The following is a 24136-nucleotide window of genomic DNA, read 5'->3' as shown; positions in this document are numbered from 1 at the left end:
CATGACGATCATCTTCATCACCGGAGCCAACAAGGGGCTCGGCCACGAAACCGCCCGCCGCCTGATCGAGCTCGGCCACACCGTCCTGACAGGAGCTCGCGACCAGGCACGAGGTGAGGAGGCCGCCGCCGCGCTCGGTGCGCGCCACGTTCTCATCGACGTGACCGATGACGCGTCCGTCGCGGCGGCGGCGGCGAACGTCGGCCACCACGAGGGCAGGATCGACGTGCTGATCAACAACGCCGGGGTGCGCGGCCCCTCCGGGGGAGACCTCGGAGACCTCACCGGCGCCGATGCCCTGGCCGTCTTTGAGGCCAACGTCATCGGCGTCGTCCGCACCACGAGCGCGTTCCTGCCCCTGCTGCGCCGCTCGGACGACCCGGTGATCATCAACGTCAGCAGCGGCATGGGCTCCCTCGCACTCACCCACGACCCGGCCCGGCCCGAGTCGCGCGTCATCGCACCGCTGTACACCGCGTCGAAGGCGGCGCTCACGATGATGACGACGCAGTACGCCAAGGGACTGAAGGACATCCGGGTCAACGCCGCTGATCCCGGCTACACCGCGACCGACCTCAACGGTCACAGCGGCTTCCAGACCGTCACGGAGGGCACGGACGCGATCGTCGCCCTGGCCACGGAAGGTCCCGGCGCCGGGACCGGACGCTTCGTCTCCCGCGAGGGCGAGATCGCCTGGTCGTGAAGCCGGCTCAGGTTCCAGCGACTCGCCGGTCCGCGGCGCGACGTCCTAGCGAAAAGTGGTGCGCAGTTCACCGATTCCAGCGATCGTGCTGATCAGGACATCACCCGAGGTGAGATAGCGGGGCGGCGTCATCCGGTTGCCGACCCCCGCCGGCGTCCCGGTGAACACGAGGTCCCCCGGCTGAAGCGGACAGATCGCGGACAGCCGTGCCACGAGGTCTGCGACCGAGAAGATCATGTCCTTCGTGGACGCCCGCTGAACGACCTTTCCGTTGAGGGTCGCGCTGATCGCGAGGTCGTCCCGGTCCTGGACCTCGTCGACCGTCACGAGCGCGGGGCCGGTGGGACCGAACCCCGGAAACGACTTGCCGAGCGAGAACTGCGGTGGTGTGCCGCGCATCTGGACGTGGCGGTCGGACAGGTCCTGACCGACCATCAGGCCGGCGATGTGCGGCCACGCCTCGCCGAGCGGGATCCGGTGGCCTCCTCTGCCGATCACCACGACGAGCTCGACCTCCCAGTCGACGCGGTCGCCGGACAGTTCGACCGTCGCATGTGGACCGGTGAGGCAGCCGGCGAATTTCGTGAACACCAACGGGTCGGACGGCGGCTCGTAGCCGGCCTCGGCTGCGTGCGGCGGGTAGTTCAGCGCCACCGCGAAGATCTGGCTCGGCCGGGGCACCGGTGGCCCCAGCAGGCTCGGGTCGAAGTCGGCCGCGCCGGAGAGATCGGCTGTGTGCGTCCAGGGGTGGAAGTCCTGCCACTGCTCCAGCGCGGCCATCGGGTCCGGGCCGAAGCGGCCGCCGCTGGCCTTCTCCACGTCAAGAGCTCTGCCGCCGGCGAGCAGCACGAGGCGACCAGCGAGATTGGCGATGCGCATCGGTCAGATCCACCCGTCCGCCGTGGGCGGGGGCGTGCCGTGGGCGTCTTCCCACGACACCACGCGGTTGCGCAGCACACCGAGCTTCTCGATCTCCGCCTCGACCACGTCACCGGGCTTGAGGTAGTTCGCGAACGGGTCGTCGGTGCTCGCCGCGACGCCCGCCACGGTGCCGGTGGTGATGAGGTCGCCGGCGCTGTAGGTCTGGGGCGAGTGGTAGGCGACCAGTTGTGGGATGGACACGGACATGCGGCCGGTGTGGGACTTCTGCCGCACCTGGCCGTTGACGCGCAGCTCCATGTTCAGGTCGTGCGGGTCGCCGACCTCGTCCGCCGTGACGATGTACGGGCCGATCGGGCAGAACGTGTCGATCGCCTTGGAGAACGAGAACACGCCGGACTCCATCTCGCGGCGCTGGATGTCGCGGGCCGTGATGTCGTTGAAGACGAGGTAACCCGCGATGTGCTCGGCGGCCTGGTCCGCGGAGAAGAACTTCCCCGGTGTGCCGATGACGACGGCCATCTCCAACTCGTAGTCCAGCTCCCGCGTGAGGTGACCGGGGTACACGACGTCGTCGTCCGGGCCGATGATCGCGTCGACGTTCTGGAAGAACACGATCCCCTTGTTGACCGGGTGCGACCAGTTGACCCGCACGAGGTCCTCGTGGTGCTCACGGAAGTTCCCCGCGGTGTGGAAGAACTTCTTCGGCACGATCGGCGCGCGCAACCGGACCTCGGCCAGCGGAACTCGGCGGCCGGTCTCGGGGACGTCGCCTCCGCGCTCGAAGTACTCACGGGTGGAGGACGTGTCGAGTTCGAGCACCAGGTCGTCGGCGATGCGGCCGACGCGGTGGTCGTCGAAGGTCACGAGTTTCATGGGCTCCCCACTCGGAAGACCCGCAGCTGGAGTGCGAGCGTCGAGTAGTAGCCCACCAGCGCGGTCAGTTCCACGACCATCTTGTTGCCAATGATTGACACAGTCGAGGCGTAGGTCTCGTCGTCCGCGTCGCATTCCCGCAGCAACACGCGGACGAACGACACGGCCGACAGTTCAACGGTGTCAAGACTTTCCGGCACTTCACCCGCGCGGACGGCTGCGAGCTGCTCCGGGGTCACGCCGGCGGCCAGTGCGGCCGGTTCGTGCGCGAACCGTTCGAACTCGCAGTCCCAGTGCGCGGCCGTGGCCAGGATGGCGAGCTCACGGATGCGGCCGCTCAACGAGGTCTCGTAGCGCACGGCAGCGCCCAGTCCTTGCAGGGCCGCGCCTACCGCGGGTGCGAAGAGCATGGCGTTGAACGGACCGTTCAGGCGTCCGGTGTCGTCGGTCAGCGCGAACGGTCCGTTCGCGCGCGGGCCACCGGTGATGACCTCGTAGAGCGCCCGCTGCGCCGGGTCCAGATCGGCGGGCGTGAGGTGCGGCAGTCTGGTCATGGCCGCCATCTCACCAACGCGACCGGAACAGCCCGCCCCATGTGCCAACCAATGGCACACCGGCTCCCGCTCGCGGAGGCAGGCTCCTAGCGTCGGACCTCGGTTCCGCCGACGGAGGAGCAGAGTTGGACTGGCTGGGTCTCACCGGACGGCGCGCGCTGGTCGCGGGTGCCGGCGGCATCGGTGCCGCGGCGGCGGTCGCGCTCGCCGCGGCAGGCGCCGACGTCGTGGTCACCGACGTCGACGACAGCAGGCTGGACGAGGTGTCGCGGGCCGCGGAGGCAGCCGGTACGAAGCTGCGGACGAGCCTCGCGGACCTCACGAACCCGGCGGCGGCGAAGGCCGCGGTCGAGGGAGCGGCCGCATCGCTCGGCGGGCTGGACGTGTTCGTGCACGCCGTCGGCGTCAACGACCGGCGTCCCGTGCTGGAGACCCCGGACGAGGTGTGGGCGCGGATCGTCTCGATCAACCTGGACAGCGCGTTCTGGACCGCACGGGCGGCGGGCGGCCTGATGGTCGGGGCGCGCCGCGGCCGGATCGTCTTCCTGTCCTCGGTCTCGGGGCTGCTGGCCCACGCCGAGCACGCCCCGTACGCCGCCACGAAGGGCGCGGTCAACCAGCTGTGCCGGGTGATGGCCAGGGAGTGGGCGGCGCACGGTGTCACCGTCAACGCGGTCGCTCCCGGCTACACCGAGACCGGCCTGACCAGTGCCCACCTCGACAAACCCGGCATCCGCGACGGACTGACCGCGCTCGTGCCCGCCGGACGGCTGGGCACGGTCGACGACCTCGTGGGACCGATCCTCTTCCTGTGCTCCGACCAGTCGGCGTTCGTGACAGGGCATGTCCTGTACGCCGACGGCGGCCGCACTCTCGTCTGAAACGGAGACCGACGTGACCCATCCCCAGCGGTTCGCCGGCAAGACCGTGCTCGTCACGGGCGCCGGTACCGGGTTCGGTGCCGAGATCGCCGTGCGCGCGGCGCAGGAGGGCGCGGACGTCGCCGTGCACTACCGCTCGTCGCGCGACGGCGCGGAACGCACGGCCGAGCGCGTCGAACAGCAGGGCCGCAAGGCGTTCCTGGTGCAGGCCGACATCGCCGAACGCGACCAGGTCGTGCGGATGGCCGACGAGGCGTGGAGCCACTTCGGCCGCGTCGACGTCGCGATCAACAACGTCGGCGACGTCGCCCGCGAGCAGATGTCGTGGCGTGAGGTCACCGAGGAGTCGGTCGACCACGTGCTCGCAGTCGACATCAAGGGAACCCTGTTCTGCACGCACGAGTTCGGCGACCGGATGCTCGGCCAGGGCGGCGGGGCGATCGTGAACATCGGGTCCACGGTCGTCGTGCGGGGCAGCGCGCGGGCCCCGCAGTACGCGGCGGCGAAGTACGGGATCATCGGACTCACGAAGTCCTACGCCCACGCCTTCGCCCCGGTCGTGCGGGTCAACGTCTTCGCGCCGGGGTTCATCGAGACGGAGGCGACGCTGGGCCGTCAGGACTGGCGGTCCGGACGCGCCGAGACGTTGCGGGACAACACCCCGATGGGCCGGATCCCCCGCCCAGAAGAGCTCGCGGGCGCGGCGTTGTTCCTCGCCACCGAGGACGCCGCGCACATCACCGGCGGGTTCGTGCTCGCCGATGGCGGTTACAACATGATCGGTGCATGATCAACCGACGACGAGGACGGTCAGCATGGAACACCGAACCCTGATCTTCTCCGGTGGCAACGTCTTCGACGGCACCGGCTCCCCCGCCGTGCCGGGAGACGTCGTGGTGCGCGGCGACCGGATCGAGGCCGTGCTGCCCGCCGGCACCGCCGAGGCCGGCCCCGACGACCACGTGATCGACTGCCGTGGCACCACGGTCATGCCCGGCATGGTCGAGTCGCACAGCCATCTCACGTTCCCGTCCGCGGTCGGCCACATCGATCCGTCGTTCAACCCGCCTCTCGACGTGAGCTTCTTCCACCACATGCCCACGCCGGAGGAGCACCTGGCCATCGCCGAACGCAACGCCCGCATCCTGCTCGACCACGGGTTCACCAGCGCCTACTCCGCCGGGTCGCTCACCCCGGTGCCGACCGAGGTGTGGCTGCGCGACAGGATCGCCGCGGGCGTGGTGCCCGGTCCACGCATGCGCGCGGCGTCGTTCGAGCGCGACAACAACCCCGTGCGCATGGGACCTGCCGGGCCGGTACCTCAGGAGAGGGGGCCGGACGCGGTCCGCGCGTTCGTCAAGGAGCAGGCGGAGCTCGGCTTCGACAGCGTGAAGCTCTTGATGAGCAACGACGACGTGTTCGTCGACGGTGGCTCGATGGTGACCCAGTACACCGCCGAGGAGGCCGGCGCGGCGGGCGAGCAGGCCCGGGAGTCCGGGGTGTGGCTCAACTGCCACGCGCAGGCACCCGAGTCGATCAAACTGGCGGTCCGGGCCGGGTTCCGCTCGATCTACCACTGCTCGTACGCCGATCAGGAGGCGATCGACCTCCTGGAGGAGCACAAAAACTCGATCTTCCTCTCCCCCGCCGTCGGCATCATGTGGGCCAACGTCCACGAGGGCGCCGAGTTCGGCATCGACACCGCGCTGGCGGAGAAGATGGGTTCGGTGCGGTCGCTGGAGGCGATGACGGAGCTGTACCCGGAACTGCGCAAGCGCGGCCTCCGGGTGTTGCCGGGCGGCGACTACGGGTTCCCCAACAACCCGATCGGCCGCAACGCGCGGGATCTGGACCTGTTCGTGCGCCTGTTCGGCTACTCCCCCGCAGAGGCGTTGCGGGCCACCACGCAGTACGGCGGCCAGGTCCTGGACCTGCCGGTCGGCTGGCTCACCCCGGGCTACCTCGCGGACGTGCTTGTCGTGCAAGGGGATCCGACCGAGGACGTGACGGTGCTCCAGGATCCGGGCAACCTGCTGGCGATCGTGCAGGGCGGCCGGTTCCACAAGCTGTCCGGAGCGCTGGCCGCGTGAGGTCCGAGCACGGCGTCGTCTACCGCGAGGTGCTCGGATTCCGGCCGTTGGAGCTCGACCTGCACCTTCCGGACGATCCCGTGGCGACCGTCGTGTACCTGCACGGCGGCGGGTGGCGACGTGGTTCCCGCCGCCACCCGGTCGTACCGGATTTCTTCGAACGCCTTGTCGCGGAAGGGTTCGCGGTCACGGCGGTCGACTACCGGCTCAGCGGCGAGGCCACGTTCCCCGCCCCGCTGGAGGACGTGCTGGTCGCGCTCGACCACCTGCGGCGCCCGGTGTTCCTGCTCGGTGAGTCGGCCGGCGCGCACCTGGCACTGCTCGCGGCGCTCAGCAGCGCGAAGGGAGTGCTGGGCGTGGTGGCGTGGTTTCCGCCGACCGATCTGCTGGCCATGCCGGGCGGACCGGACTCCCGTGAGGCCGGGTTGCTCGGCTCAGCGCCAGACGAGGTGCCTGACCTCGCCCGCGCGGCAAGCCCGCTCACGCACGTCCACGCTGCCGCACCACCGGTGTTGTTGATGCACGGCGACGCCGATGACCTGGTGCCCCTCGAGCAGAGCATCAGGATGGCGGACGCGTTGCGGACGGCGGGTGCCCCGGTCGAACTGGAGATCGTTCCCGGCGCACGGCACATGTGGATCGACGCCGACACGGAGTCCGTTGTGGACCGATCCGTGGCCTTTCTCCGCTCGGTCATGAGGTCCGCGTGACGCGGGGAATCCAGTTCCCGGTCTCCACGGCGTGACCCAGCGGAAACAGCGGGTTCTCGGTGCCGCCGGGGAGGTCCTCGGGGTGGGCCGCGACGGCGGCCATGGAGCTCGGCAGTTCGAACGGGAGCCTGCCCTCCGGCCGCTCGTGCCCGAACACGACGTCCAGGACCGCCTCGTCCTCGGCGCCGAAGTCCGCGACCAGTCCCGCCGCGTGCTCGGCCAGTTCCGGGATCACGGCCGGGCGTTCCAGGAAGACGTCGACCACGGTGGGCACGACGGCCATGAGTCGCAGCAGGTGCTCACGCTGGTCGCCGGACAGGTCGAGCCGCCCCTGGTGGAAGAACGCCTCCGGCAGCCGCGGCCTGGGCTCGTGCGGGGTGGCGATGCGCACGAGCGCGACGTCCGCGTCCTCCGGATCGTCCACAACGGACGCGTAACGCGCGGCCACCTGCGGGTCGATTCCCTCGACGTAGAGCCGGATTCCGGTGGCGAGCGGCAACACGCCGTTGTTGCCGAGCAACACCATCGACCTGCGTTGCACCTCAGCACCGTCGGCCACGAAGTCCGCCCGGCCGACGATCCGCGCGGCGCGTTCCTCGTTCACGTACCGGTTCTCGAACAACCCGAGCCGGAACATCAGGGTGAGCACCCGGCGCACCGAGTCGTCGATCCGCGTCTCGGTCACCTGCCCGGTCGTCACCAGCTCGACGACGACCTCCGGACACCACTCGCCCCCGAACTGGTCGACGCCCGCCTCCAGCAACTGCCGCGCCCGCTCCGCCCGGCTGAGGTGGGTGAGTCCCCACGCCCGTGCGGGCCACACCGATCCGTCCGGCAGCACCGAGTCGGTGAGCAGCCCGAAGTCGGTGCAGACGAGACCGTCGAACCCCTCGCCGCGCCGCAACTGCCCGGCGATCACCTCCGCGTCGAACGCGAACCCGACCTCCCGCAAGCCGTGAACGCCGACCGGACGGCCGTAGTACGGCATCACGGCCGCGGCGCCCGCCCGCAGCGCCGGACCGAACTGGGCGCGGTGCAGTTCGTAGCGGCCCGCCGGATAGACCTGCTCCTGACCGGACGGGAAGTGCGCGTCCTCGCCACCGGCCTGCGGACCGGCGCCCGGCCAGTGCTTGACCATCGCCGCCACCGAGGACGGGCCGACGTACGGCCCCTGCAGCCCCTCGACGTAGGCACCCGCGAGGCGGCCGACCAGTCCGGGTTCCGCACCGAACGTCCCGGAGATCCGGCACCAGCGCGGTTCGCTCGCCAGGTCCGCCATAGGATGCAACGCGAGCCGGATGCCGACCGCCGCGTACTCGGTCCTGACCACCGACGCGAACCGGCGCACCAGCCGCTCGTCGCCCAGCGCTCCCAGTCCCAGCGGTTCCGGCCAGCGCGAACAGTTGCCGGACGGCACGGACGTCAGCGGGTTCGCGTTGGCCGAGTGCCGCGGATCCGACGACACCAGCACGGGAATGCCCAGCCTGCTCCTCTCCGCGAGCGCCTGCACGCGGTTGTGCCACCGGGCGAGCGGGCCTGCGGAGACCGGCGCCATCAGGCTGAGGCACCGCAGGTGCAGGTCCTCGACCGCGTGCGTGGTGGGTGCCACCGGCAACGGTCCGTGCGACTGCTCGACCAGGTCGCCTTCCGGGCTCGCCGCCACGGGTGCGTGGCAGAGCAGACCCGCCTTCTCCGCCAGGGTCATCCTGCCGATCAGGTCGTCGGCGCGGACTTCGGCGGGATGCTTCGGGTCCTGATACAGCTGCATGGGCCGATCATGAGCCCGGGAGCGGGTTCATCCACATCGGTGTGTCATTCAATGGAAACGGTGCGGCGTGCGCCGAGTTCTCGTGAGATGCCGAGCGCCGCGGTCTGCACGGCGAGACCGAGCCTGCGCGGCTGGGCGACCCGTTGCGGCACCAGCACCCCCAGCACCCCCGGCACGGTGTCGTCCGGCCCGAACACCGGCGCCACCACCGACACGATCGACTCGTGCTCGTCGTCGCGCCGGAAGATCGCGAGCCGTTCGCGGCGCACCTCCGCGAGCGTGCGCCGCAGCTTGTCCGCCGGGATCAGCCTGTTGTCGGGCTCGCTGTAGACGGGCCGGGAGAGCAATTCCTCCTGCACCTCCAGCGGCGCGAACGCGAGCAGCACCAGACCGACACCGGTCGAGTGCAGCGGAAGCCTGCCTCCGATGCGGTAGTCGACCGGGGCGGCGTGCCGGGAGGACAACCGTTCGACGAGCATCGCCTGCATCCCGTCGCGCACCGCGAGTTGGACGTGCTGCCGGGTGACTTCGGCGAGGTCGTTCATGAACGGCAACGCGACGTGCCGCAGCCCGTGGCCGCGTGGGGCCAGGGTGGCGACCTCCAGCAGGCGCAACCCGACCGAGAACCGTCCGCCGGTGTCACGCTCAAGAGCGCCCCACTCGACGAGTCGGTTCGCGAGGCGCAGTGCGGAACTCGGCGGCATCTCCGTACGGCGGCTCAACTCCGCCAGCGACAGCGTGCGGTGCTCCGCGTCGAACGCCGCGAGCAGTGCCAGCGCCCGGTCCACGACGGGCTCCCCGTGCGGTGGCCGACGCCCCCGCTTCCGCGCCGGCGTTTCATTGGTTGGCACGAACGCAGACCTTACCCGAGGCCGGTGGCCATCCTCGCCCGTAACTGCGGCGAAAGGTGCCCAACGATGAGCGCTTTCCTCGAAGACCAGCCGATCGAGTCCGTCTCCTGGCGGAACCCCCGCGGGGGTTTCCTCTTCTTCCTGGGCCTCGCCGCCGTGGGCGCGGGCATGGGAAATCTCGTCCCCGCCGTCCTGACGACCTCCCTCAAGGCGACGGTCATCGACCCCTCCGGCGCGACCACCCTGCTGTCCACGGTGATCGGCATCAGTGCCCTCTTCTCGTTGCTGTCCTTCCCCGTGCTGGGACGGCTCAGCGACCGCACCACCGGACGGCTGGGCAGGCGCAGGCCGTTCCTGCTCCTGGGCGCCGCGTTGTTCGTCCTGGGCGCGGTGCTCATGCTGGTCGGGCAGAGCACCCCGGTGCTGGTCCTGTCCGGCATCGCCACCGCGCTCGGCTTCAGCTCCGCCACCGTGGCCTGCACCGCGGTCGTGGCCGACCAGTTCTCCCCCGACCGCCGTGGTCCGGCGTCCGCCATCGTCGGGCTGAGCCTGCCGGTCGGTGCGGTCGTCGGGCTGTTCATCGCCCAGCTCGTCGCCCCGAACCTGGGAGCGATGATCCTGCTCCCCGCAGCCGTCGCCGCACTCGGCTGCGTGCTGTTCGCCTTCCGGTTGTCCGACCCGCGCTGGACGCGCAAGGAACCCTTCGGGTGGCTCGACCTGGCGCGCACGTTCTGGGTCAACCCACGCCGCCGGCCCGACTTCGCCTGGGCCTGGCTGAGCAGGCTGATGGTGTTCCTCGGCGTGGCCGCTATCCAGGCCTACCAACCGTTCTACCTCATCGTGGTGCTGCACTACCCGCCCGCCGAGGTCGCGAACGCGGTCTTCCTGTCCACATTGGTCCTGACCGCGACGGCACTGCTGTTCGCGCCGCCGGCCGGGAAGCTCTCCGACCGCGTCGGCCGGCGCAAGCCGTTCGTCATCGCCGCCGCGGTCATCTTCGCCGCCGGGCTGACGACCGCCGCGTTCGCCACGTCGTTCGGCATGTTCCTCGTGGCCACCGCGATCGTCGGACTCGGTCAGGGCGCCTACTTCGCCGTCGACATCGCGTTGATCACCCAGCTGCTGCCGGACCCGGACAACCCCGCCAAGGACCTGGGAATCATGAACATCGCGAGCACGCTGCCGAGTTCCCTGATCCCCGCGATCGCGCCCGCGGTCCTCGCCATCGGCGCGACCGCCGCCGCACCGCAGAACTTCACCGCGTTGTTCGTCCTCGGCGCCGCCGCGGGTCTGCTCGGCGCGTTCTTCATCCTGCCGATCCGCCGAGCCTCCTAGGAAGCACCGATGACGAACCCGATCACCTCGACGGTCGTCGTGGACGACGGCACCGAGATCGCCGTCCACCGCTGGGACTCGCCGGTCGGGGACCTGCCGCCGGTGCTGCTCCAGCACGGTTTCATCAGCAACACCCTGCTGGAGTGGGCAGGCCGCGGGATGGTCGCCGCGCTGCTCGCCGCCGGCCGCACCGTGATCGGTGTGGACGCCAGGGGCCACGGCGCCTCGCAGAAGTCCCCCGACCCGGCCCGCTACGGCGAAGAGCGAATGGCGGCCGACCTCCGCACCGTCATCGCCCGGCTCGACGTTCCGGCGGTCGACCTCGTCGGCTACTCCATGGGATCGGTCGTCTCCGCGATCACCGCGTCCCGCGAGCCGTTGGTCAGGCGGCTGGTGCTCGGCGGCACGGGTGCGGGCCTGGTCGAACTCGGCGGCGTGGACACCCGCGTGATCCCCACCGCCGATCTCGCGGAGGCGCTGCTCACGGACGACCTCTCCAGCCTGCCTCCCGCACTCGCGGCGTTCCGGGGGTTCGCGGACGCGGTCGGCTCCGACCGTCCGTCGCTGGCCGCCCAGGCGTTGGCCGCCCACGCCGGACCCGTCGACCTCGGTGCCATCACCGCGCCGACCCTCGTGATCGCGGGTGACGCCGATCCACTCGCGACCCGGCCGGAGGTGCTGGCCGCCGCAATCCCCGGTGCCTCGCTGAGGCTGGTCGCCGGAGACCACATGACCGCGGGTGGCAGCCTCGAGTTCCACACGACGGTCATCGAGTTCCTCGCCGAAACGCAGGAGAGCGGTTCGTGACGGAGCTGCCGGTGACGTGGTCGGCCACGTGGATCTCGCCGACCGACGCGCGGGGCACTCCCGGTGCCCGGCCCGCGTACGCCTTGCGTGGCGAACTGGTGGTGACCAAGCCCGTGCGCAGTGCCGTGTTGTGGGCAACCGCGCACGGGATCTACGAACTGACCATCGACGGAATGCGCGTCACCAGGGACGAACTCACTCCCGGGTACACCGATTACACGCACCACCTGCAAGTGCAGCAGTACGACGTCACGTCGCTGTTGCGGCCGGGTGCTTCCGAACTGCGCGCGCTGCTCGCCGACGGGTGGTACCGCGGCCAGGTCGGCCTGACCCGCGCCGCGGACCAGTGGGGAGACCGCACCGCGTTCCTCGCCCAGCTCACGATCACGTACGAGGACGGCTCCACGACGACGACCGGCACCGGGGACTCGTGGCAGTGGTCGCACAGCCACATCACCGTCGCGGACCTCATCGAAGGGCAGCACGAGGACCGCCGATTGGTCGGTGTTCACGACTGGCGACCGGTTGCCGCGCAGGCGGTCGGCACCGAGACCCTCGTCGTGTCGCCGTCGCCGCCGGTGCGAGCCATCGAGGAGATCGTCCCCGTGGCAGTCACCGAGGTCGGTTCCGCCCACGTCGTCGATCTCGGGCGCAACATCAACGGCCGGGTTCGGCTGACCTCGCTCGGCCCAGCGGGTACCGAGTTGGTGCTCACCCACGGCGAGGCCGTCGACAGCGACGGCGACGTCACCACCGAACATCTCGTTCCCGACGTCCCTTTTCTGCCGCAACCGCTCACCGCGGGTCAGGTCGACCGCGTGGTGTCCGCCGGTGTCGACGGTGACGTGTTCGAACCCCGTTTCACCACGCACGGTTTCCGCTACGTCCGCGTCGAGGGCCATCCCGGCCCGCTGTCCACTGTGGACGTGACCGGAGTGGTGGTGCACACCGACCTGAGGCCCCGCGGCACGTTCCGGTGTGACGACGACCGGGCGAACAGGCTGCACGAGGCCGCGGTCTGGAGCTTCCGCGGCAACGCCTGCGACATTCCCACCGACTGCCCGACCAGGGAACGGGCCGGGTGGACCGGTGACTGGCAGCTGTTCGCACCGACCGCGACGTACTTGTACGACGTGCACGGCTTCTCGGTGAAGTGGCTGCGAGACCTCGCCGCCGCTCAGTGGACGGACGGCACGCTGAACAACATGGCACCCATGCCGGTCGCCGAGCGCACCGGTCCGCTCCGAGGTCTCAACGGCTCAGCGGGTTGGGGTGACGCGATCGTCCTGGTGCCGTGGGAGCTGTATCAGGAATACGGCGACGTCGCTGTCCTCGTTGAGATGTGGCCGCACATCACGCGCTGGCTCGACCGCGCGCGGCGACTGGCGGCCGCGGCCAGGCACCCGGACAGGATCGTTCGGCGTCCCGAACCCGCTGCACACGAGAAGCACTTGTGGGACAACGGTTTCCACTGGGGCGAGTGGCTGGTGCCAGGTGAGGACGTGTCCGACTTCGCCGCCTTCATCGCCGCGGACAAGGGTGACACGGCCACCGCGTACCTGGCCTGGTCGGCCCGCCACGCCTCTGCGATCGCCGCATTGCTCGGCGACACAGCATCAGCAGCACGGTACGACGAGCTCGCGGAAGCAGCCTCAGCCGCCTGGCGCGCCGAGTACGTCAACGCCGACGGACACGTTGTCCCGCACACTCAGGCGAACCTCGTCCGCGCGCTGTCCTTCGGACTGGTGGCGGACGAGCACCGGCAACGGGTCGCCGACGACCTGGCCGCCCTCGTCACCAGCAAGGGCAAGCACCTCGGCACCGGCTTCCTCGCCACGCCGCTGTTGCTGCCCGCGCTGGCCGACCACGGACACCTCGACCTCGCATACGCACTGCTGTTCCAGAACAGTCCCCCGTCCTGGCTCACGATGATCGACCGCGGGGCGACCACCGTGTGGGAGAGCTGGGAGGGGGTCGACGAGAACGGAACGCCGCACGAGTCGCTCAACCACTACTCCAAGGGCGCCGTCATCTCTTTCCTGCACCGGTACGTGGCAGGGCTGCGACGGGTGGAGCCGACGTGGCGGCGGTTCCGCGTCGAGCCTCGCCCCGGTGGAGGCATCAGGTCCACCTCAACCACACACACAACACGGCACGGGACCATTTCCGTGGCCTGGCGGCTCGACGACGAAAGATTCGCTCTCGAGTTGGACGTGCCGTCCGGAACTGTCGCCGAGGTGCGGCTGCCCGGCGAAACGGCCCATGAGGTGGGACCTGGCATCCACCGCCTTGCCTGTCGGATGCCGGACCACGGCACAGAGGCCTGACCCTGGCGCCGTGTCGGCGTGACCCAAGCTCCACCGGCCCACAAGGCCACCCGACTGGTCGTCACATCAGCCAGAGCATCTCTACGGAGAGTAGAGATGCCGCTTCCCTTCAGCCTCGTTTGTCATCCATTCGGCCCACCCGCCCTCTACTCACCGCCAGACAGCAGGGCGATCACTGGGCCGGTCGTGGCCACTTGGCGTGAGAGCGGTTTCACGCCCCGACGATTGGTCCATACCTATTGCCGTAGTCCCACGGGATCGGTCGTACCGCGCACGACCGACATGACAAGAGGAGTTCCGAATGTCGACACCCCGGTTCCTGAAGCGCGCCGGAGTGGCCGTGGCCGCGCTCGTCGCCACCACCGGCGCGCTGGTGCTGCCCGCCACGACCTCGTCCGCCCAACCGTCCACATCGGACGCGTCCTTCGTGGTGAGCGAGGCTCAGTTCGACCAGATCTTCCCCGGCCGCAACAGCTTCTACACGTACAGCGGTCTGACGGCGGCCCTCGACGCCTACCCCGCCTTCGCCAACACCGGCGACGACACGGTGAAGAAGCAGGAAGCCGCAGCGTTCCTGGCCAACGTGAACCACGAGACCGGCGGCCTCGTTCACATCGTGGAGCAGAACCAGGCGAACTACCCGCACTACTGCGACGCCGGCCAACCCTACGGCTGTCCCGCGGGCCAGGCCGCGTACTACGGCCGCGGGCCGATCCAGCTGAGCTGGAACTTCAACTACAAGGCCGCCGGCGACAACCTCGGCATCGACCTGCTCGGCAACCCCTACCTCGTCGAGCAGGACGCGGCCGTCGCGTGGAAGACCGGCCTCTGGTACTGGAACACCCAAAGCGGCCCCGGCACGATGACCCCGCACGACGCGATGGTCAACGGCCGCGGTTTCGGTGAGACCATCCGCAGCATCAACGGCTCCATCGAGTGCAACGGCGGCAACCCGGCACAGGTGCAGAGCCGGATCGACAAGTACACGCAGATCACCGGGATCCTCGGAGTCCCGGCCGGCGACAACCTGTCCTGCTGACCTGACCGCGGCGCGAGGGCCTTTCAGGCGAAAGGCCCTCGCGCAGTCGCACGCACGGGTCAGCTTTGCAGAGGGTTCTGCCCCATGCGCTGCTCTCCGATCCGCGCGGCCTCCCTGACAACAGAGAACCCGTAGCCGACCAATTCCTCCTGCTCGTAGTCCGCCAGCGCGCGGGAAAGGCCGACCCGTCCGTCTACAACGGACTGCAGTGCGCGGCCGAGCAGGGCGGCGTCACGCATCGCGATGTTGGCCCCGCGACCGAGCGTCGGTGTCATGGCGTGAATCGCGTCGCCGAGAAGAGTGGCGTTCGCGGGGGTGTCCAGCACCGACGGCACGCTGGTGTACATCTGCACCGAGAAGAAGGAGCCGGAGTCCGCGCGGCTGACGAGTTCGGCGGCACGGCCGGGCCAGGCGCCAAGAATCTTGGCCGCCACCTCGCGGAGTGCGTGCGCGTCCAGGTCGCGCACGCCGTCGAAGTACTCATGACGGCCGCCGACCACGCACACGACGTAGTCCTCCTTATCACGCATGGAGATGCCGGCCGCGTGTCGCCGAGCTGCTTCAGGGGGAGCCACCGGGAACCGCACAGAGCCGAGCCCTAGGAAGACTTTCCGTTCATCTGAAGCGATGGTGAAGATGTCCGTGAGCGTCTCGGCCGGTACCAACGGCTCCGCGACCGGAACCGCCACGCGTCCGTAGATCGCGGTGATCCCGGCGTCCACGGTGCCGCACTGCGGTGCACGCTGATCACGCACGACCGAGCGAATGCCGTCCGCACCGACCAACACGTCACCTCGCGCGGTCGACCCGTCGGAAAAATAGGCGGTCACACCGCTTTCGTCGCTCTCGTAGTGTGAGAGGCCACGGCCGAACCGCACCACGTCGTCCATTCCGGCGAGCAGGATCTGGCGCAGCGTCGCCCTGTCGACGTTGCGGTGTTCATCGCGTTCCGGCAAGCGTTTGATGACCGAGAGGTCGGTCTTGAGGATCGTCGTGAACGGTTCGGTGCGTTGTGCCGTCGCCTCGAACACGGCGTGCAGCTCGTCGGTCAGCACTTCTCGGAGGGCGTCAAGCCCGTCGGAGTCGAGGTGCAGGCGATAGCCCTGGGGCCGATCCCACGGGCTCGTGTCGCGTTCGAAGACGGCGACGTCGATTCCGCGACCGCGGAGCGCATGGGCGAGGGTGAGGCCGCCGAGACCGGCACCGATGATGAGAACCTTCAAATCAGACACGGTCGTCCTTTGGTCGATGGTCGACAAAGGACGCACTGGTGACCTGATCACAGGTACTTGCACGAACGCTCACGCGTCACCCGGACTACCTACCGGGCAGTGACTTTCGCACGTCGCAGCCGACCCTAGGTGCGTTCTCACGATCCGGCAAGCTGGTGCGTCGGCGGCGACGCTCTAACCCTGGCCTCAGGTTCATCGGAGACCATGAGCGGCAAAAGCATCGACTGGAGGGGGCGGGCCTGCGTGCGGATCATGATCGCGGATGACGAGGCGGCCATCCGTGAGTCGTTGGAGCGGGTGCTCCAGGTCGAGGGTTACGACACCAGCACCGTCGCCAACGGTCTCGCCGTGCTCGACGGGATCGACGGCGACGAGCCGGATCTGCTGATCCTCGACGTGATGATGCCCCGCCTCGGCGGGGTGGAGACCTGCCGGCGGTTGCGGGCTGCGGGCCGGGATCTGCCGGTGCTGATGCTGACCGCACGGGATCAGGTCTCCGACCGGGTAGCCGGGCTGGACGCGGGCGCCGACGACTACCTGCCCAAGCCGTTCGCCACCGAGGAACTGCTGGCCAGGGTTCGGGCCCTGCTGCGCCGCCGCGCGACGGGTGACGACGAGTCGCAGATCCTGACGTTCGCGGACCTCCGGGTCGATCCCGACAGGTTCGAGGCGTGGCGGGGCGGGCGGCCGCTCCGTCTGACGCGGACCGAGTTCTTCCTGCTGGAAGTCCTCGTGCGCAACGCGACCCGTGTGTTGACCCGAGGCGAGCTGTTCGGGGCGATCTGGGGCTTCGACATGAGCGTCACGTCCAACAACCTCCAGGTGTACGTGAGTTACCTGCGCCGCAAGATGGAGGCCGAGGGTGAGCCGCGATTGATCTACACGCGGCGCGGCCTGGGGTACACGTTGCGCGAGACTCCTCCGTGAACAGGCCCGCCGGCCGGGGCTCGCGGCGGCTGACCCGGTGGTGGCGTCGGCAGTCCCTGCGGACCAGGATGACGGTGATCGCGGCGACGGCCATCGCGGCCAGCGTGTTCATGGCCTTCCAGGTGGCCAGCGAGCTGCTGGACCGGGAGCTGCAGGACACCGCGGAGGAACAGCTGCGCGCCGACTCCCGCGTCCTGGCTGCGAGCGCGGAGCGCGCCGGTCTGGCGCAGGTCGAGCTACCGCCGTATCCCGGATCCGGTCGGCTGGTGCGGGTCGTCCTGCCCGACGGCTCGGTCCGGACGCCGGTCGGCCAGCCCGCGCTGCCCCCGGTCAGCGAGCAGGCCAGGCGCGTGGTGCAGGGCGCGTCGGCCGACCTGGTGGAGGCGGGCGACAGCGACGAGGACGGTTACCTCGTCTACACGCTGCGGGCGGGCGATGGCGCGGTCCAGTTGGCCCGCGTGGCCGACGACAGCCCGATCAACCAGTTCGGGTTGGGCATGCTGCTGATCGGGCTGCTCTGCGTGGTCTGCGGCGCCCTGGTCGGGCGGGCCGTGGCGCGGACCGGGCTGGCACCGATCGACCGGCTCACCGCCGCCGCGGTCCGTGTCGCGCACACCCGGGATCTCGACGCCGACATCCCGGACGAGGGCGGCGGGGAGATCCGGCAGCTGATCCGGTCGATCAACGACATGCTCGCCGCGCTCCGGGACTCCCGGCAGGCCCAGCGGCTGCTCGCCGAGGACGCCGCCCACGAGCTCAAGACCCCGCTCACCAGCTTGCGCCTCAACATCGAACTGCTGATCCGGCTCGATCGGCGCGGCACCCTGGGCAGCGCACTGTCCTCGGAGAGCCGGACCCGGCTGCTCAACGATCTCGGCTCCCAGGTGGCCGAGCTGAGCACCCTTGCCGCCGAGCTGACCGACCTGGCGCGCGGTGACGTCAGCGACGAGAGCACCGAACTGCTCGACCTCGCCGACGTGGTGGCGGCCGCCGCGACCCAGGCGTGTTCCCGCACGCCCGACGTCGAGGTCGTGCTCGACGTGACCTCCGTGTGGGTGAGCGGGCGTCCCGCCGCGCTCCAACGGGCGGTGCTCAACCTCATCGACAACGCCGGCAAGTGGTCCCCCGCGGACCAGCCGGTCCAGGTTCGGCTCCGTGCCCAAGGCGCGTCGGCGGTGCTCGAGGTCGACGACGCCGGGCCGGGCATCGACGCCGCCGACGTACCGCGGGTGTTCGACCGGTTCTACCGTGCCGACAGCGCTCGGGCGTTGCCGGGATCCGGTCTGGGGCTGTCGATCGTGCAACGGGTCGTCGACGCCCACGGCGGCCGGGCCACCGTGGGCCGCTCCGCACGCGGTGGCGCGTTGCTTCGCGTCGACCTTCCTGCTGTTCCGCTGCCACGGCTCACCACCGTCAGGCCGTGAAGGATCCGGGACGGGACTCGTTCCCCGTCCCGGATCTCCACGCACTCACCGTTGCAGCACAAGCTCTTCGTCGTCGGCAAGCGGCCGTTGACCGTCCTGCGACACCACCGGCCGGGACAACCGGCTCGGCCACCACATCCGCCGGCCGATCAGCAGGGTGAGGGCGGGCACCAGGACCGACCGCACCAGCAGGGCGTCGAGCAGCACGCCGAAGGCGACCAGGAACCCGACCTCGATCAGCATCACCAGCGGAAGCGTGGTGAGGACCGCGAACGTGGCCGCCAGGACCAGGCCTGCCGAGGTGATGACGCCACCGGTGGCGGAGAGGGCTTTGAGCATGCCCTCCCTGGTGCCCAGACGCACGGTCTCCTCCCTGGCCCGGCTGGCCAGGAAGATGTTGTAGTCGACGCCGAGCGCCACCAGGAACAGGAACGCCAGCAACGGCACCGAGTAGTCGACGCCCTTGAACCCGAGGATCGTGTCGAAGACGAACACGCTGCCGCCGAAGGCCGCCGCGAACGAGACGATCACGGTGGCCATCAGGACCAGCGGGGCCACGATCGCCCGGAGCAGCAGTCCGAGGACGAGCAGGACGACGACGAGCACCAGCGGGATCACCAGCTGCTCGTCGCGGCTGGTGGTCACCTCGGTGTCGAGGTGCTCCGCGCTCGGCCCGCCGACCATCGCCTCCGCCCCGCTCACCGCGTGCACGGCGGTGCGCACCCGCTTGATCGTGTCGTACTCCGCGGCGGTGTCCGGCGCGTCCGTCGGGAACACGGAGATGTCGGCCCAGCCTCCGCTCGTCTGACCCGGGATGGCCGCTGCCACACCAGGAGTGCCCTTGACGACGTCGAGCACCCGTTCCTGGTGCGCCGGCCGCGTGAAGATCGTCATCGGCTGGCCACCGAGCTCCGGGAAGTGCTGGCGCAGAACGGTGAAGCCGGTGACCGACTCCGGCGCGGACACGAACTGGTCCTGCTCCCGCAGGGCACCGGTGTTGCCCGTCAGCCCGATGGTGAGCACGCCCAGTACTCCGAGCGAGCCGAGCGTCGCCACCCACCGGCGGCGGCTGATGGTGGCGCCGAGCCGGACCCACAGGCCCGGCTTCTCCCCCACGGCCGCGCTGAACCGCGGGATGGCCGGCCAGAAGATCCGCCTGCCGAGCACCACCAGCAGCGCCGGGAACAGCGTCAGCATGGCCACCAGCGCGCACAGGATGCCGGCCGCGCCGATCGGGCCCAATCCGCTGGTGCTGTTCAGGTCCGCGACGAGCAGGCAGAGCAGACCGGCGACCACGGTGGCCGCGGACGCGACGATGGCCGGCGCCGCGCCGCGCAACGCGTGGACCATCGCGACCCGGACGTTCTCGTGGTGGTGCAACGCTTCCCGGTATCGCGCGATGAGCAACAGCGCGTAGTCCGTGCCGACGCCGAACACCAGGATCGTCAGCAGCGCCGAGTTCTGGTCGTTGACCACGATGCCGAAACCCTTGACCAGCAGGTAGACCGTCGCCATCGAGGTCAGTGCGGCCGCGCCCACGGCCACCAGCGGGATGAGCCACAACACCGGGCTGCGGTAGGTGATGACGAGCAGGAGCGTGACGACGACGATGGTGGTGAGGAGGACCTGCAGGTCGATGCCGTCGAAGACGGCGTCCATGTCTCCCTCGACCGCGGCCGGGCCGGTCACCTCGAGCTGGAGGCCGGCGGGGCGGTCCTTCGCGGCGTCGCGCAGCGGGCCGACGATGGCCTCCGGTGCGCCGTAGGCCGTGCTCACGTCGAGGGTGAACATCATCGCTTTGCCGTCGTTGGAGGGTCTTGTCCGCGGGCCCTCTTCGTCCTCGCCGGGCGGGGCAGCCACCTTGGGCGGGTACCGCTTGGCCAGGGTGTCGTGGTGGCGCTCGACCGTCGCGCGGTCGGCGTCGGTCATGCCGCTGTCGCGGTGGTACACGAAGACGAACGTGTTGTCGTTCCCGCCGGGAAGACCGTCCTCCAGCACCGCGACCTTGGTGGACTCGGCGCCGGCCGGCAGGGTGTCCACGGCTTTGTCGGTGGTGACCGAACTCAGCTTTCCGCTCAACGGCCCCATGACGACCGTCAGCACCAACCACAAGCCGATCACCAACCACGGCACCCACCGGCCTGCCAACCGACCGGCCGGTGCTTTCCCGGACGGCGCTGTGTCGACTGCCATTACCAGCCTCCTCCATACGTGTTGCTTCGCCTGTCTGCCGCCGACTTCCTACCGAGCGAATCTGAGAGGACCGTTAACGCGGTGCTCAGGCCCGCCATGAGTCCTAAGAGGACTCTTCGGAGTAGTACCGTCGTACCGCGCCCCTCCCGAAGTGACGACCGCGGTACGACGAAACGGGACGGATTTCGCCCTAGCGTTGGGGCCATGACGAGAACTGGAAGTCCACTGTGGAGGTTCGGGGCGGCCACCGTGGCGCTGGCGACGGCGTTCGCCGTCGTCGCCTGCGGGTCGAACGCCGGCAACGGCGCGGCGCCCGTCCCGCCCGGCCCGCACAACGGACACGCGGGCCAGCCGCCGGCTCCCACGCAGCCGCTGCGCGCCGGTGAGCGGTTCGCCGACCTGAAGATGGCCGAGGCCTACACGCCCGCTCCGCCGGAGGGCGGCGGCACGGACGAGTACCGGTGCCAGGTGATCGATCCGGGCCTGACCAAGGCGGAGTTCCTGACCGGGACCCAGGTCATGCCGGAGAACGTCGCCCTCGCGCACCACGCCATCGTGTACGCGGTGCCGCCGGGCGGCGCCGCCCTCGTGCGCGAGCAGGACGCGAAGACCCCCGGCCTCGGCTGGCAGTGCTTCGGCGGGACCGGCGTGGTCGGCGCCGACGTGGAGAGCGAGGACGAGAGCGCCGACCCTGGCGCGACGTGGGTGGACACCTGGGCGCCGGGCGCCACGGAGACGCTGTACACCCAGGACGCCGGCTTCAAGCTGGAGCCGGGCAGCCTGCTCATCCTCCAGATGCACTACAACCTGCTCGTGACCGACGGCAAGCCGGCCGGGTCGGATCGCACGGCGGTGCGGCTGCGGCTGACCGAGGGCACGCCGCAGACCCGGGAACTCGACACGTTCCCGCTCGACGCGCCGACCGAGCTGCCCTGCACCGCCGACGAGTCGGGTCCGCTCTGCGACCGGGCGGCCTCGATCGCGGACGTGACGAAGCGGTTCGGACCGGAGGTCGGTGAAACCGCGGATCGTCAGCTGGAGGAGTGCGGCCAGAGCGCGCCGAAGCCCGGCAACACCCAGACCTGCGACCACGAGGTGCCGGCGCCGATGACGCTGTTCGCCGGTTTCGGCCACATGCACCTGCTCGGGCGGGCCATCAAGGTCGAACTCAACCCGGGCAGGCCGAACGCCAAGGTCGTGCTGGACGTGCCGCAGTTCGACTTCGACAACCAGCGGCTGGTGAAGCTGCCGGAGCCGGTGGAGATCGGTCCGGGGGACACGCTGCGGGTGACGTGCACGCACGACGCCGGGTTGCGCAAACGGTTGCCACAGCTGAGCAAGCTGCCGCCGCGCTACGTGGTGTGGGGCGACGGCACCAGCGACGAGATGTGCGCGGGCATCATGACGGTCTCCCCCCGCAAGTCCTGACATGACACGGTTGCGCTGGGATTCCCCGAGGCGGTCGCCGGTCTGGGTGTTGCTGCCACTGCGTGCTTTTCTCGGTGGCACCTTCGCCTACGCCGGTCTGTCCAAGCTCCTCGACACGCACTACCTGGACGACACCTCCCCACTCGGTGTCCACGCGCAGATGGTGAACGCCGCCGCGACCTCCCCGATCGGCCCGCTGGTCTCGCTGGCCGCCGACCACGCGACCGTCGCCGGGCCGGCGATCGCCTTCGGGGAGATCGCGGTCGGGCTCGGCACCCTGCTCGGGCTGTTCACCCGGCTCGCCGCACTCGGCGGTGTCCTCCTCTCGCTCAGCTTCTTCCTGACGGTGAGCTGGACGACTCGGCCGTACTACGTCGGCGCCGACATCGTGTTCGCCTTCGCCTGGACCCCGTTGCTGATCGCGGGCGACGCCGGGGTGTTGTCGCTGAGTGCCCGGCTGCGCGCGAAGGTGCGGCACGGGCTCGGCCTGCCGCCGCACCCCGCGCCGGACGAGAACGGGACGGTGCAGGACGACGTCGAGCGGCGCACCGTGCTGCGAAGCGGTCTGATCGCGGGGGCGGCGACCGCGGCCGGAGTCACCGCGGGCAGCGTGCTGGCGCTCGCCCGGCGCCCTGCCGGCTCGCCCGCGGACTCGGTGAGCCACGGCGCGGTGATCGCTGCCGTCGACGACGTCGCAGTCGGCTCGTCGAAGAGTTTCACGATGCCGAACGGGACGCCCGCCCATCTCCTGCGCCCGTCGCCGGACACCTTCCTGGCGTTCAACGCGACCTGCAGTCATCAGGGCTGCCCGGTCTCCTACGTCGGCCCTGGGTTCCAGTGCCCTTGCCACGGCGCCACCTACGACGAGAGCGGACAGGTGACCGGAGGGCCGGCACCCGCACCGCTGATCAAGATCCCGGTCAAGGTCGTTGAGGGCCAGGTGGTGCTCGCCTGACGAAGCGCTAGATCGGCCGGGTGAGTCTCAGGTCGTAGGCGAGGATGACGGCCTGGACCCGGTTCCGTGCGCCGATCTTGGCGAGGACCCGCCCGACGTGGGTCTTCACCGTCGACTCCGACAGCGTGAACCGGCGCGCGATCTCGCCGTTGGTGAGGCCGTGGCCGATGGCGACGAGGATCTCGCGCTCGCGGCCGGTCAGGGAGTCCAGCCGGGGATCCTTCCGCACGGGCCCGCAGAGGTCGTCGAGCTGGTCGGCGAACGTGTCGAGCAGCCGCCGGGTCAGCACCGGCGCGATCACCGCGTCCCCGGCGGCGACGGCCCGGATGCCGGCCAGCAGTTCCTCCGGGCGGGTGTCCTTGAGCAGGAACCCGCTCGCCCCGGCCCGCAGCACGGCGAACGCGTACCGGTCCACGTCGAACGTCGTCAGCACGAGGATTCGCGAACGCCCACCGGCGGCGGCGATGCGCCGGGTGGCCTCGATCCCGTCGACGCCCGGCACGCGGATGTCCATCAGCACCACGTCGGGTCGCAGCTCGGTGGTCCGCCGCACGGCCTCGGCGCCGTTCTCGGCCTCGCCGACGATCTCGGTGTCGGGGGTGCTCTCCAGCAGCATGCGAAACCCGAAGCGCTGCAGCGGCTGGGGGTCCACCACGAGCACAGAGATCATGAACGGCTGCCTTTCAGGGTCGCGTGGACGGTCCGGCCGCCGTCCGGTGCGGGGCCGGCACCGCGTCGCCCGGCGATGCCCAGTTCATACCGAGCGGACCTGAGACGACTGTTAAAACGGTGCTCAGGGCCGGGTGGTCGCCGGCGCGGGTTCGTTCCAGCCGCCGTGCTGAGGGGTGTGGGAGCGCGTTCTGGCGCCGTCACCCGAATGCGGTGAACTTCGACTGCAACAAGACCGGGCGATAGTGCGTTCCAGCAGCATGCGGAGGCCGAACTCGGCGCCGCGCCCGCAGGGACACGTCGACCCGGAGGTAATTGGCCACTTTCTGACAACGAAACCAAGCACTCTCGCCCGCTGGCAACGGCACACTCGGCTGCGACGACGCCGATCCGTTGCAGCACAACGGACTCCGCCATCAACTCGTGTCATAGAAATCGCGAATCAGCGGCGCTCAAAGCCTTTTCAGGTACGCGGAAGAATGTCGAGT

Annotated in this window: 21 protein-coding genes; 13 read left to right on the top strand and 8 right to left on the bottom strand. The window is 70.0% G+C overall.

The features are described 5' to 3' along the window. The first annotated feature begins 1 nt into the window (after position 1). Positions 2-703: an SDR family NAD(P)-dependent oxidoreductase gene (locus ACIQF0_RS26210; protein ID WP_401033338.1), complete on the top strand. Its 702-nt coding sequence runs from the start codon at positions 2-4 to the stop codon at positions 701-703. Between the two features lie 45 nt (positions 704-748). Here ACIQF0_RS26210 and ACIQF0_RS26205 read toward each other — a convergent pair whose 3' ends face one another. From ACIQF0_RS26205 to ACIQF0_RS26195, 3 genes are read right to left on the bottom strand one after another with little or no spacing between them, the layout of a single operon-like run. Continuing rightward, positions 749-1582, bottom strand: coding sequence for a fumarylacetoacetate hydrolase family protein (locus ACIQF0_RS26205; RefSeq protein WP_401033337.1), 834 nt, complete (start codon positions 1580-1582; stop codon positions 749-751). Between the two features lie 3 nt (positions 1583-1585). Beyond that, a complete protein-coding gene (locus ACIQF0_RS26200; RefSeq protein ID WP_401033336.1) occupies positions 1586-2458 on the bottom strand; it encodes a fumarylacetoacetate hydrolase family protein in 873 nt (290 codons plus the stop codon). Continuing rightward, positions 2455-3012, bottom strand: a complete 558-nt coding sequence (locus ACIQF0_RS26195) for a carboxymuconolactone decarboxylase family protein (protein WP_401033334.1) — start codon at positions 3010-3012, stop codon at positions 2455-2457. The genes ACIQF0_RS26200 and ACIQF0_RS26195 overlap by 4 nt, the downstream gene beginning before the upstream one ends. A 125-nt stretch (positions 3013-3137) precedes the next feature. Between ACIQF0_RS26195 and ACIQF0_RS26190 the strand changes: the two genes are divergently transcribed. Genes ACIQF0_RS26190 through ACIQF0_RS26175 form a run of 4 tightly spaced genes read left to right on the top strand, consistent with a single transcriptional unit; the run spans position 3138 to position 6693 of the window. Further along, entirely contained in the window at positions 3138-3893 is a 756-nt protein-coding gene (locus ACIQF0_RS26190; RefSeq protein ID WP_401033332.1) for an SDR family NAD(P)-dependent oxidoreductase, read from the top strand. Positions 3894-3906: 13 nt separating this feature from the next. Further along, positions 3907-4683, top strand: coding sequence for an SDR family NAD(P)-dependent oxidoreductase (locus ACIQF0_RS26185; RefSeq protein ID WP_401033331.1), 777 nt, complete (start codon positions 3907-3909; stop codon positions 4681-4683). Positions 4684-4708: 25 nt separating this feature from the next. Then, a complete protein-coding gene (locus ACIQF0_RS26180; protein WP_401033329.1) occupies positions 4709-5983 on the top strand; it encodes an amidohydrolase family protein in 1275 nt (424 codons plus the stop codon). Continuing rightward, entirely contained in the window at positions 5980-6693 is a 714-nt protein-coding gene (locus ACIQF0_RS26175; RefSeq protein WP_401033328.1) for an alpha/beta fold hydrolase, read from the top strand. Before ACIQF0_RS26180 ends, ACIQF0_RS26175 begins: the two co-directional genes overlap by 4 nt. On the opposite strand, the gene ACIQF0_RS26170 is transcribed toward ACIQF0_RS26175, so the two are convergent. Together ACIQF0_RS26170 and ACIQF0_RS26165 are read right to left on the bottom strand one after the other, a co-directional pair. Then, positions 6677-8461 (bottom strand): glycoside hydrolase family 3 protein, encoded by a 1785-nt coding sequence (locus tag ACIQF0_RS26170; protein ID WP_401033326.1) that lies wholly within the window; start codon positions 8459-8461, stop codon positions 6677-6679. The two genes, ACIQF0_RS26175 and ACIQF0_RS26170, sit on opposite strands and share 17 nt — an antisense overlap. A 44-nt stretch (positions 8462-8505) precedes the next feature. Next, complete coding sequence (locus tag ACIQF0_RS26165; RefSeq protein ID WP_401033324.1) at positions 8506-9249, bottom strand: IclR family transcriptional regulator; 744 nt, start codon at positions 9247-9249, stop codon at positions 8506-8508. A 129-nt stretch (positions 9250-9378) separates the two neighbouring features. On the opposite strand from ACIQF0_RS26165, the gene ACIQF0_RS26160 reads away from it, so the two are divergent. The 4 genes from ACIQF0_RS26160 to ACIQF0_RS26145 all read left to right on the top strand — a co-directional run bounded on the left by ACIQF0_RS26160 (position 9379) and on the right by ACIQF0_RS26145 (position 14820). Then, entirely contained in the window at positions 9379-10647 is a 1269-nt protein-coding gene (locus tag ACIQF0_RS26160; protein WP_401033322.1) for an MFS transporter, read from the top strand. A gap of 9 nt (positions 10648-10656) precedes the next feature. Then, positions 10657-11454 carry an alpha/beta fold hydrolase gene (locus ACIQF0_RS26155; protein WP_401033320.1) on the top strand — a complete coding sequence of 266 codons (798 nt, stop codon included), beginning with the start codon at positions 10657-10659 and terminating at the stop codon, positions 11452-11454. Next, positions 11451-13781 (top strand): family 78 glycoside hydrolase catalytic domain, encoded by a 2331-nt coding sequence (locus ACIQF0_RS26150; RefSeq protein WP_401033319.1) that lies wholly within the window; start codon positions 11451-11453, stop codon positions 13779-13781. Before ACIQF0_RS26155 ends, ACIQF0_RS26150 begins: the two co-directional genes overlap by 4 nt. A 301-nt stretch (positions 13782-14082) precedes the next feature. Next, positions 14083-14820: a chitinase gene (locus ACIQF0_RS26145; RefSeq protein WP_401033317.1), complete on the top strand. Its 738-nt coding sequence runs from the start codon at positions 14083-14085 to the stop codon at positions 14818-14820. Positions 14821-14879: 59 nt separating this feature from the next. Here the strand turns inward: ACIQF0_RS26145 and ACIQF0_RS26140 are convergent, their stop codons facing one another. Further along, entirely contained in the window at positions 14880-16052 is a 1173-nt protein-coding gene (locus ACIQF0_RS26140; RefSeq protein ID WP_401033315.1) for an FAD-dependent oxidoreductase, read from the bottom strand. A gap of 243 nt (positions 16053-16295) precedes the next feature. On the opposite strand from ACIQF0_RS26140, the gene ACIQF0_RS26135 reads away from it, so the two are divergent. After that, a complete protein-coding gene (locus ACIQF0_RS26135) occupies positions 16296-16979 on the top strand; it encodes a response regulator transcription factor (RefSeq protein ID WP_401033899.1) in 684 nt (227 codons plus the stop codon). After that, complete coding sequence (locus ACIQF0_RS26130; RefSeq protein ID WP_401033313.1) at positions 16976-18403, top strand: ATP-binding protein; 1428 nt, start codon at positions 16976-16978, stop codon at positions 18401-18403. The genes ACIQF0_RS26135 and ACIQF0_RS26130 overlap by 4 nt, the downstream gene beginning before the upstream one ends. A 45-nt stretch (positions 18404-18448) precedes the next feature. Here ACIQF0_RS26130 and ACIQF0_RS26125 read toward each other — a convergent pair whose 3' ends face one another. Next, positions 18449-20596 carry an MMPL family transporter gene (locus ACIQF0_RS26125; RefSeq protein ID WP_401033311.1) on the bottom strand — a complete coding sequence of 716 codons (2148 nt, stop codon included), beginning with the start codon at positions 20594-20596 and terminating at the stop codon, positions 18449-18451. A gap of 204 nt (positions 20597-20800) precedes the next feature. On the opposite strand from ACIQF0_RS26125, the gene ACIQF0_RS26120 reads away from it, so the two are divergent. Then, positions 20801-22024: a hypothetical protein gene (locus ACIQF0_RS26120; RefSeq protein WP_401033309.1), complete on the top strand. Its 1224-nt coding sequence runs from the start codon at positions 20801-20803 to the stop codon at positions 22022-22024. A 1-nt stretch (position 22025) separates the two neighbouring features. After that, positions 22026-22979 (top strand): Rieske 2Fe-2S domain-containing protein, encoded by a 954-nt coding sequence (locus ACIQF0_RS26115; protein WP_401033307.1) that lies wholly within the window; start codon positions 22026-22028, stop codon positions 22977-22979. 7 nt (positions 22980-22986) lie between these two features. Here the strand turns inward: ACIQF0_RS26115 and ACIQF0_RS26110 are convergent, their stop codons facing one another. Then, complete coding sequence (locus ACIQF0_RS26110) at positions 22987-23649, bottom strand: response regulator (protein ID WP_401033305.1); 663 nt, start codon at positions 23647-23649, stop codon at positions 22987-22989. Between the last annotated feature and the right edge of the window lie 487 nt (positions 23650-24136).

This window comes from Lentzea sp. NPDC092896 (assembly GCF_044754905.1).
Classification (GTDB): Bacteria; Actinomycetota; Actinomycetes; order Mycobacteriales; family Pseudonocardiaceae; genus Lentzea.
This window is presented reverse-complemented; position numbering and strand designations above follow the sequence as displayed.

What these genes read in the sequence shown, in the direction of transcription:
- ACIQF0_RS26160 (WP_401033322.1), top strand. Translation starts at nt 9,379, where the DNA reads ATGAGCGCTTTCCTCGAAGACCAGCCGATCGAGTCCGTCTCCTGGCGG.
- ACIQF0_RS26120 (WP_401033309.1), top strand. Translation starts at nt 20,801, where the DNA reads ATGACGAGAACTGGAAGTCCACTGTGGAGGTTCGGGGCGGCCACCGTG.
- ACIQF0_RS26205 (WP_401033337.1), bottom strand. Translation starts at nt 1,582, where the DNA reads ATGCGCATCGCCAATCTCGCTGGTCGCCTCGTGCTGCTCGCCGGCGGC.
- ACIQF0_RS26195 (WP_401033334.1), bottom strand. Translation starts at nt 3,012, where the DNA reads ATGACCAGACTGCCGCACCTCACGCCCGCCGATCTGGACCCGGCGCAG.
- ACIQF0_RS26115 (WP_401033307.1), top strand. Translation starts at nt 22,026, where the DNA reads ATGACACGGTTGCGCTGGGATTCCCCGAGGCGGTCGCCGGTCTGGGTG.
- ACIQF0_RS26200 (WP_401033336.1), bottom strand. Translation starts at nt 2,458, where the DNA reads ATGAAACTCGTGACCTTCGACGACCACCGCGTCGGCCGCATCGCCGAC.
- ACIQF0_RS26210 (WP_401033338.1), top strand. Translation starts at nt 2, where the DNA reads ATGACGATCATCTTCATCACCGGAGCCAACAAGGGGCTCGGCCACGAA.
- ACIQF0_RS26125 (WP_401033311.1), bottom strand. Translation starts at nt 20,596, where the DNA reads ATGGCAGTCGACACAGCGCCGTCCGGGAAAGCACCGGCCGGTCGGTTG.
- ACIQF0_RS26110 (WP_401033305.1), bottom strand. Translation starts at nt 23,649, where the DNA reads ATGATCTCTGTGCTCGTGGTGGACCCCCAGCCGCTGCAGCGCTTCGGG.
- ACIQF0_RS26155 (WP_401033320.1), top strand. Translation starts at nt 10,657, where the DNA reads ATGACGAACCCGATCACCTCGACGGTCGTCGTGGACGACGGCACCGAG.
- ACIQF0_RS26145 (WP_401033317.1), top strand. Translation starts at nt 14,083, where the DNA reads ATGTCGACACCCCGGTTCCTGAAGCGCGCCGGAGTGGCCGTGGCCGCG.
- ACIQF0_RS26180 (WP_401033329.1), top strand. Translation starts at nt 4,709, where the DNA reads ATGGAACACCGAACCCTGATCTTCTCCGGTGGCAACGTCTTCGACGGC.
- ACIQF0_RS26170 (WP_401033326.1), bottom strand. Translation starts at nt 8,461, where the DNA reads ATGCAGCTGTATCAGGACCCGAAGCATCCCGCCGAAGTCCGCGCCGAC.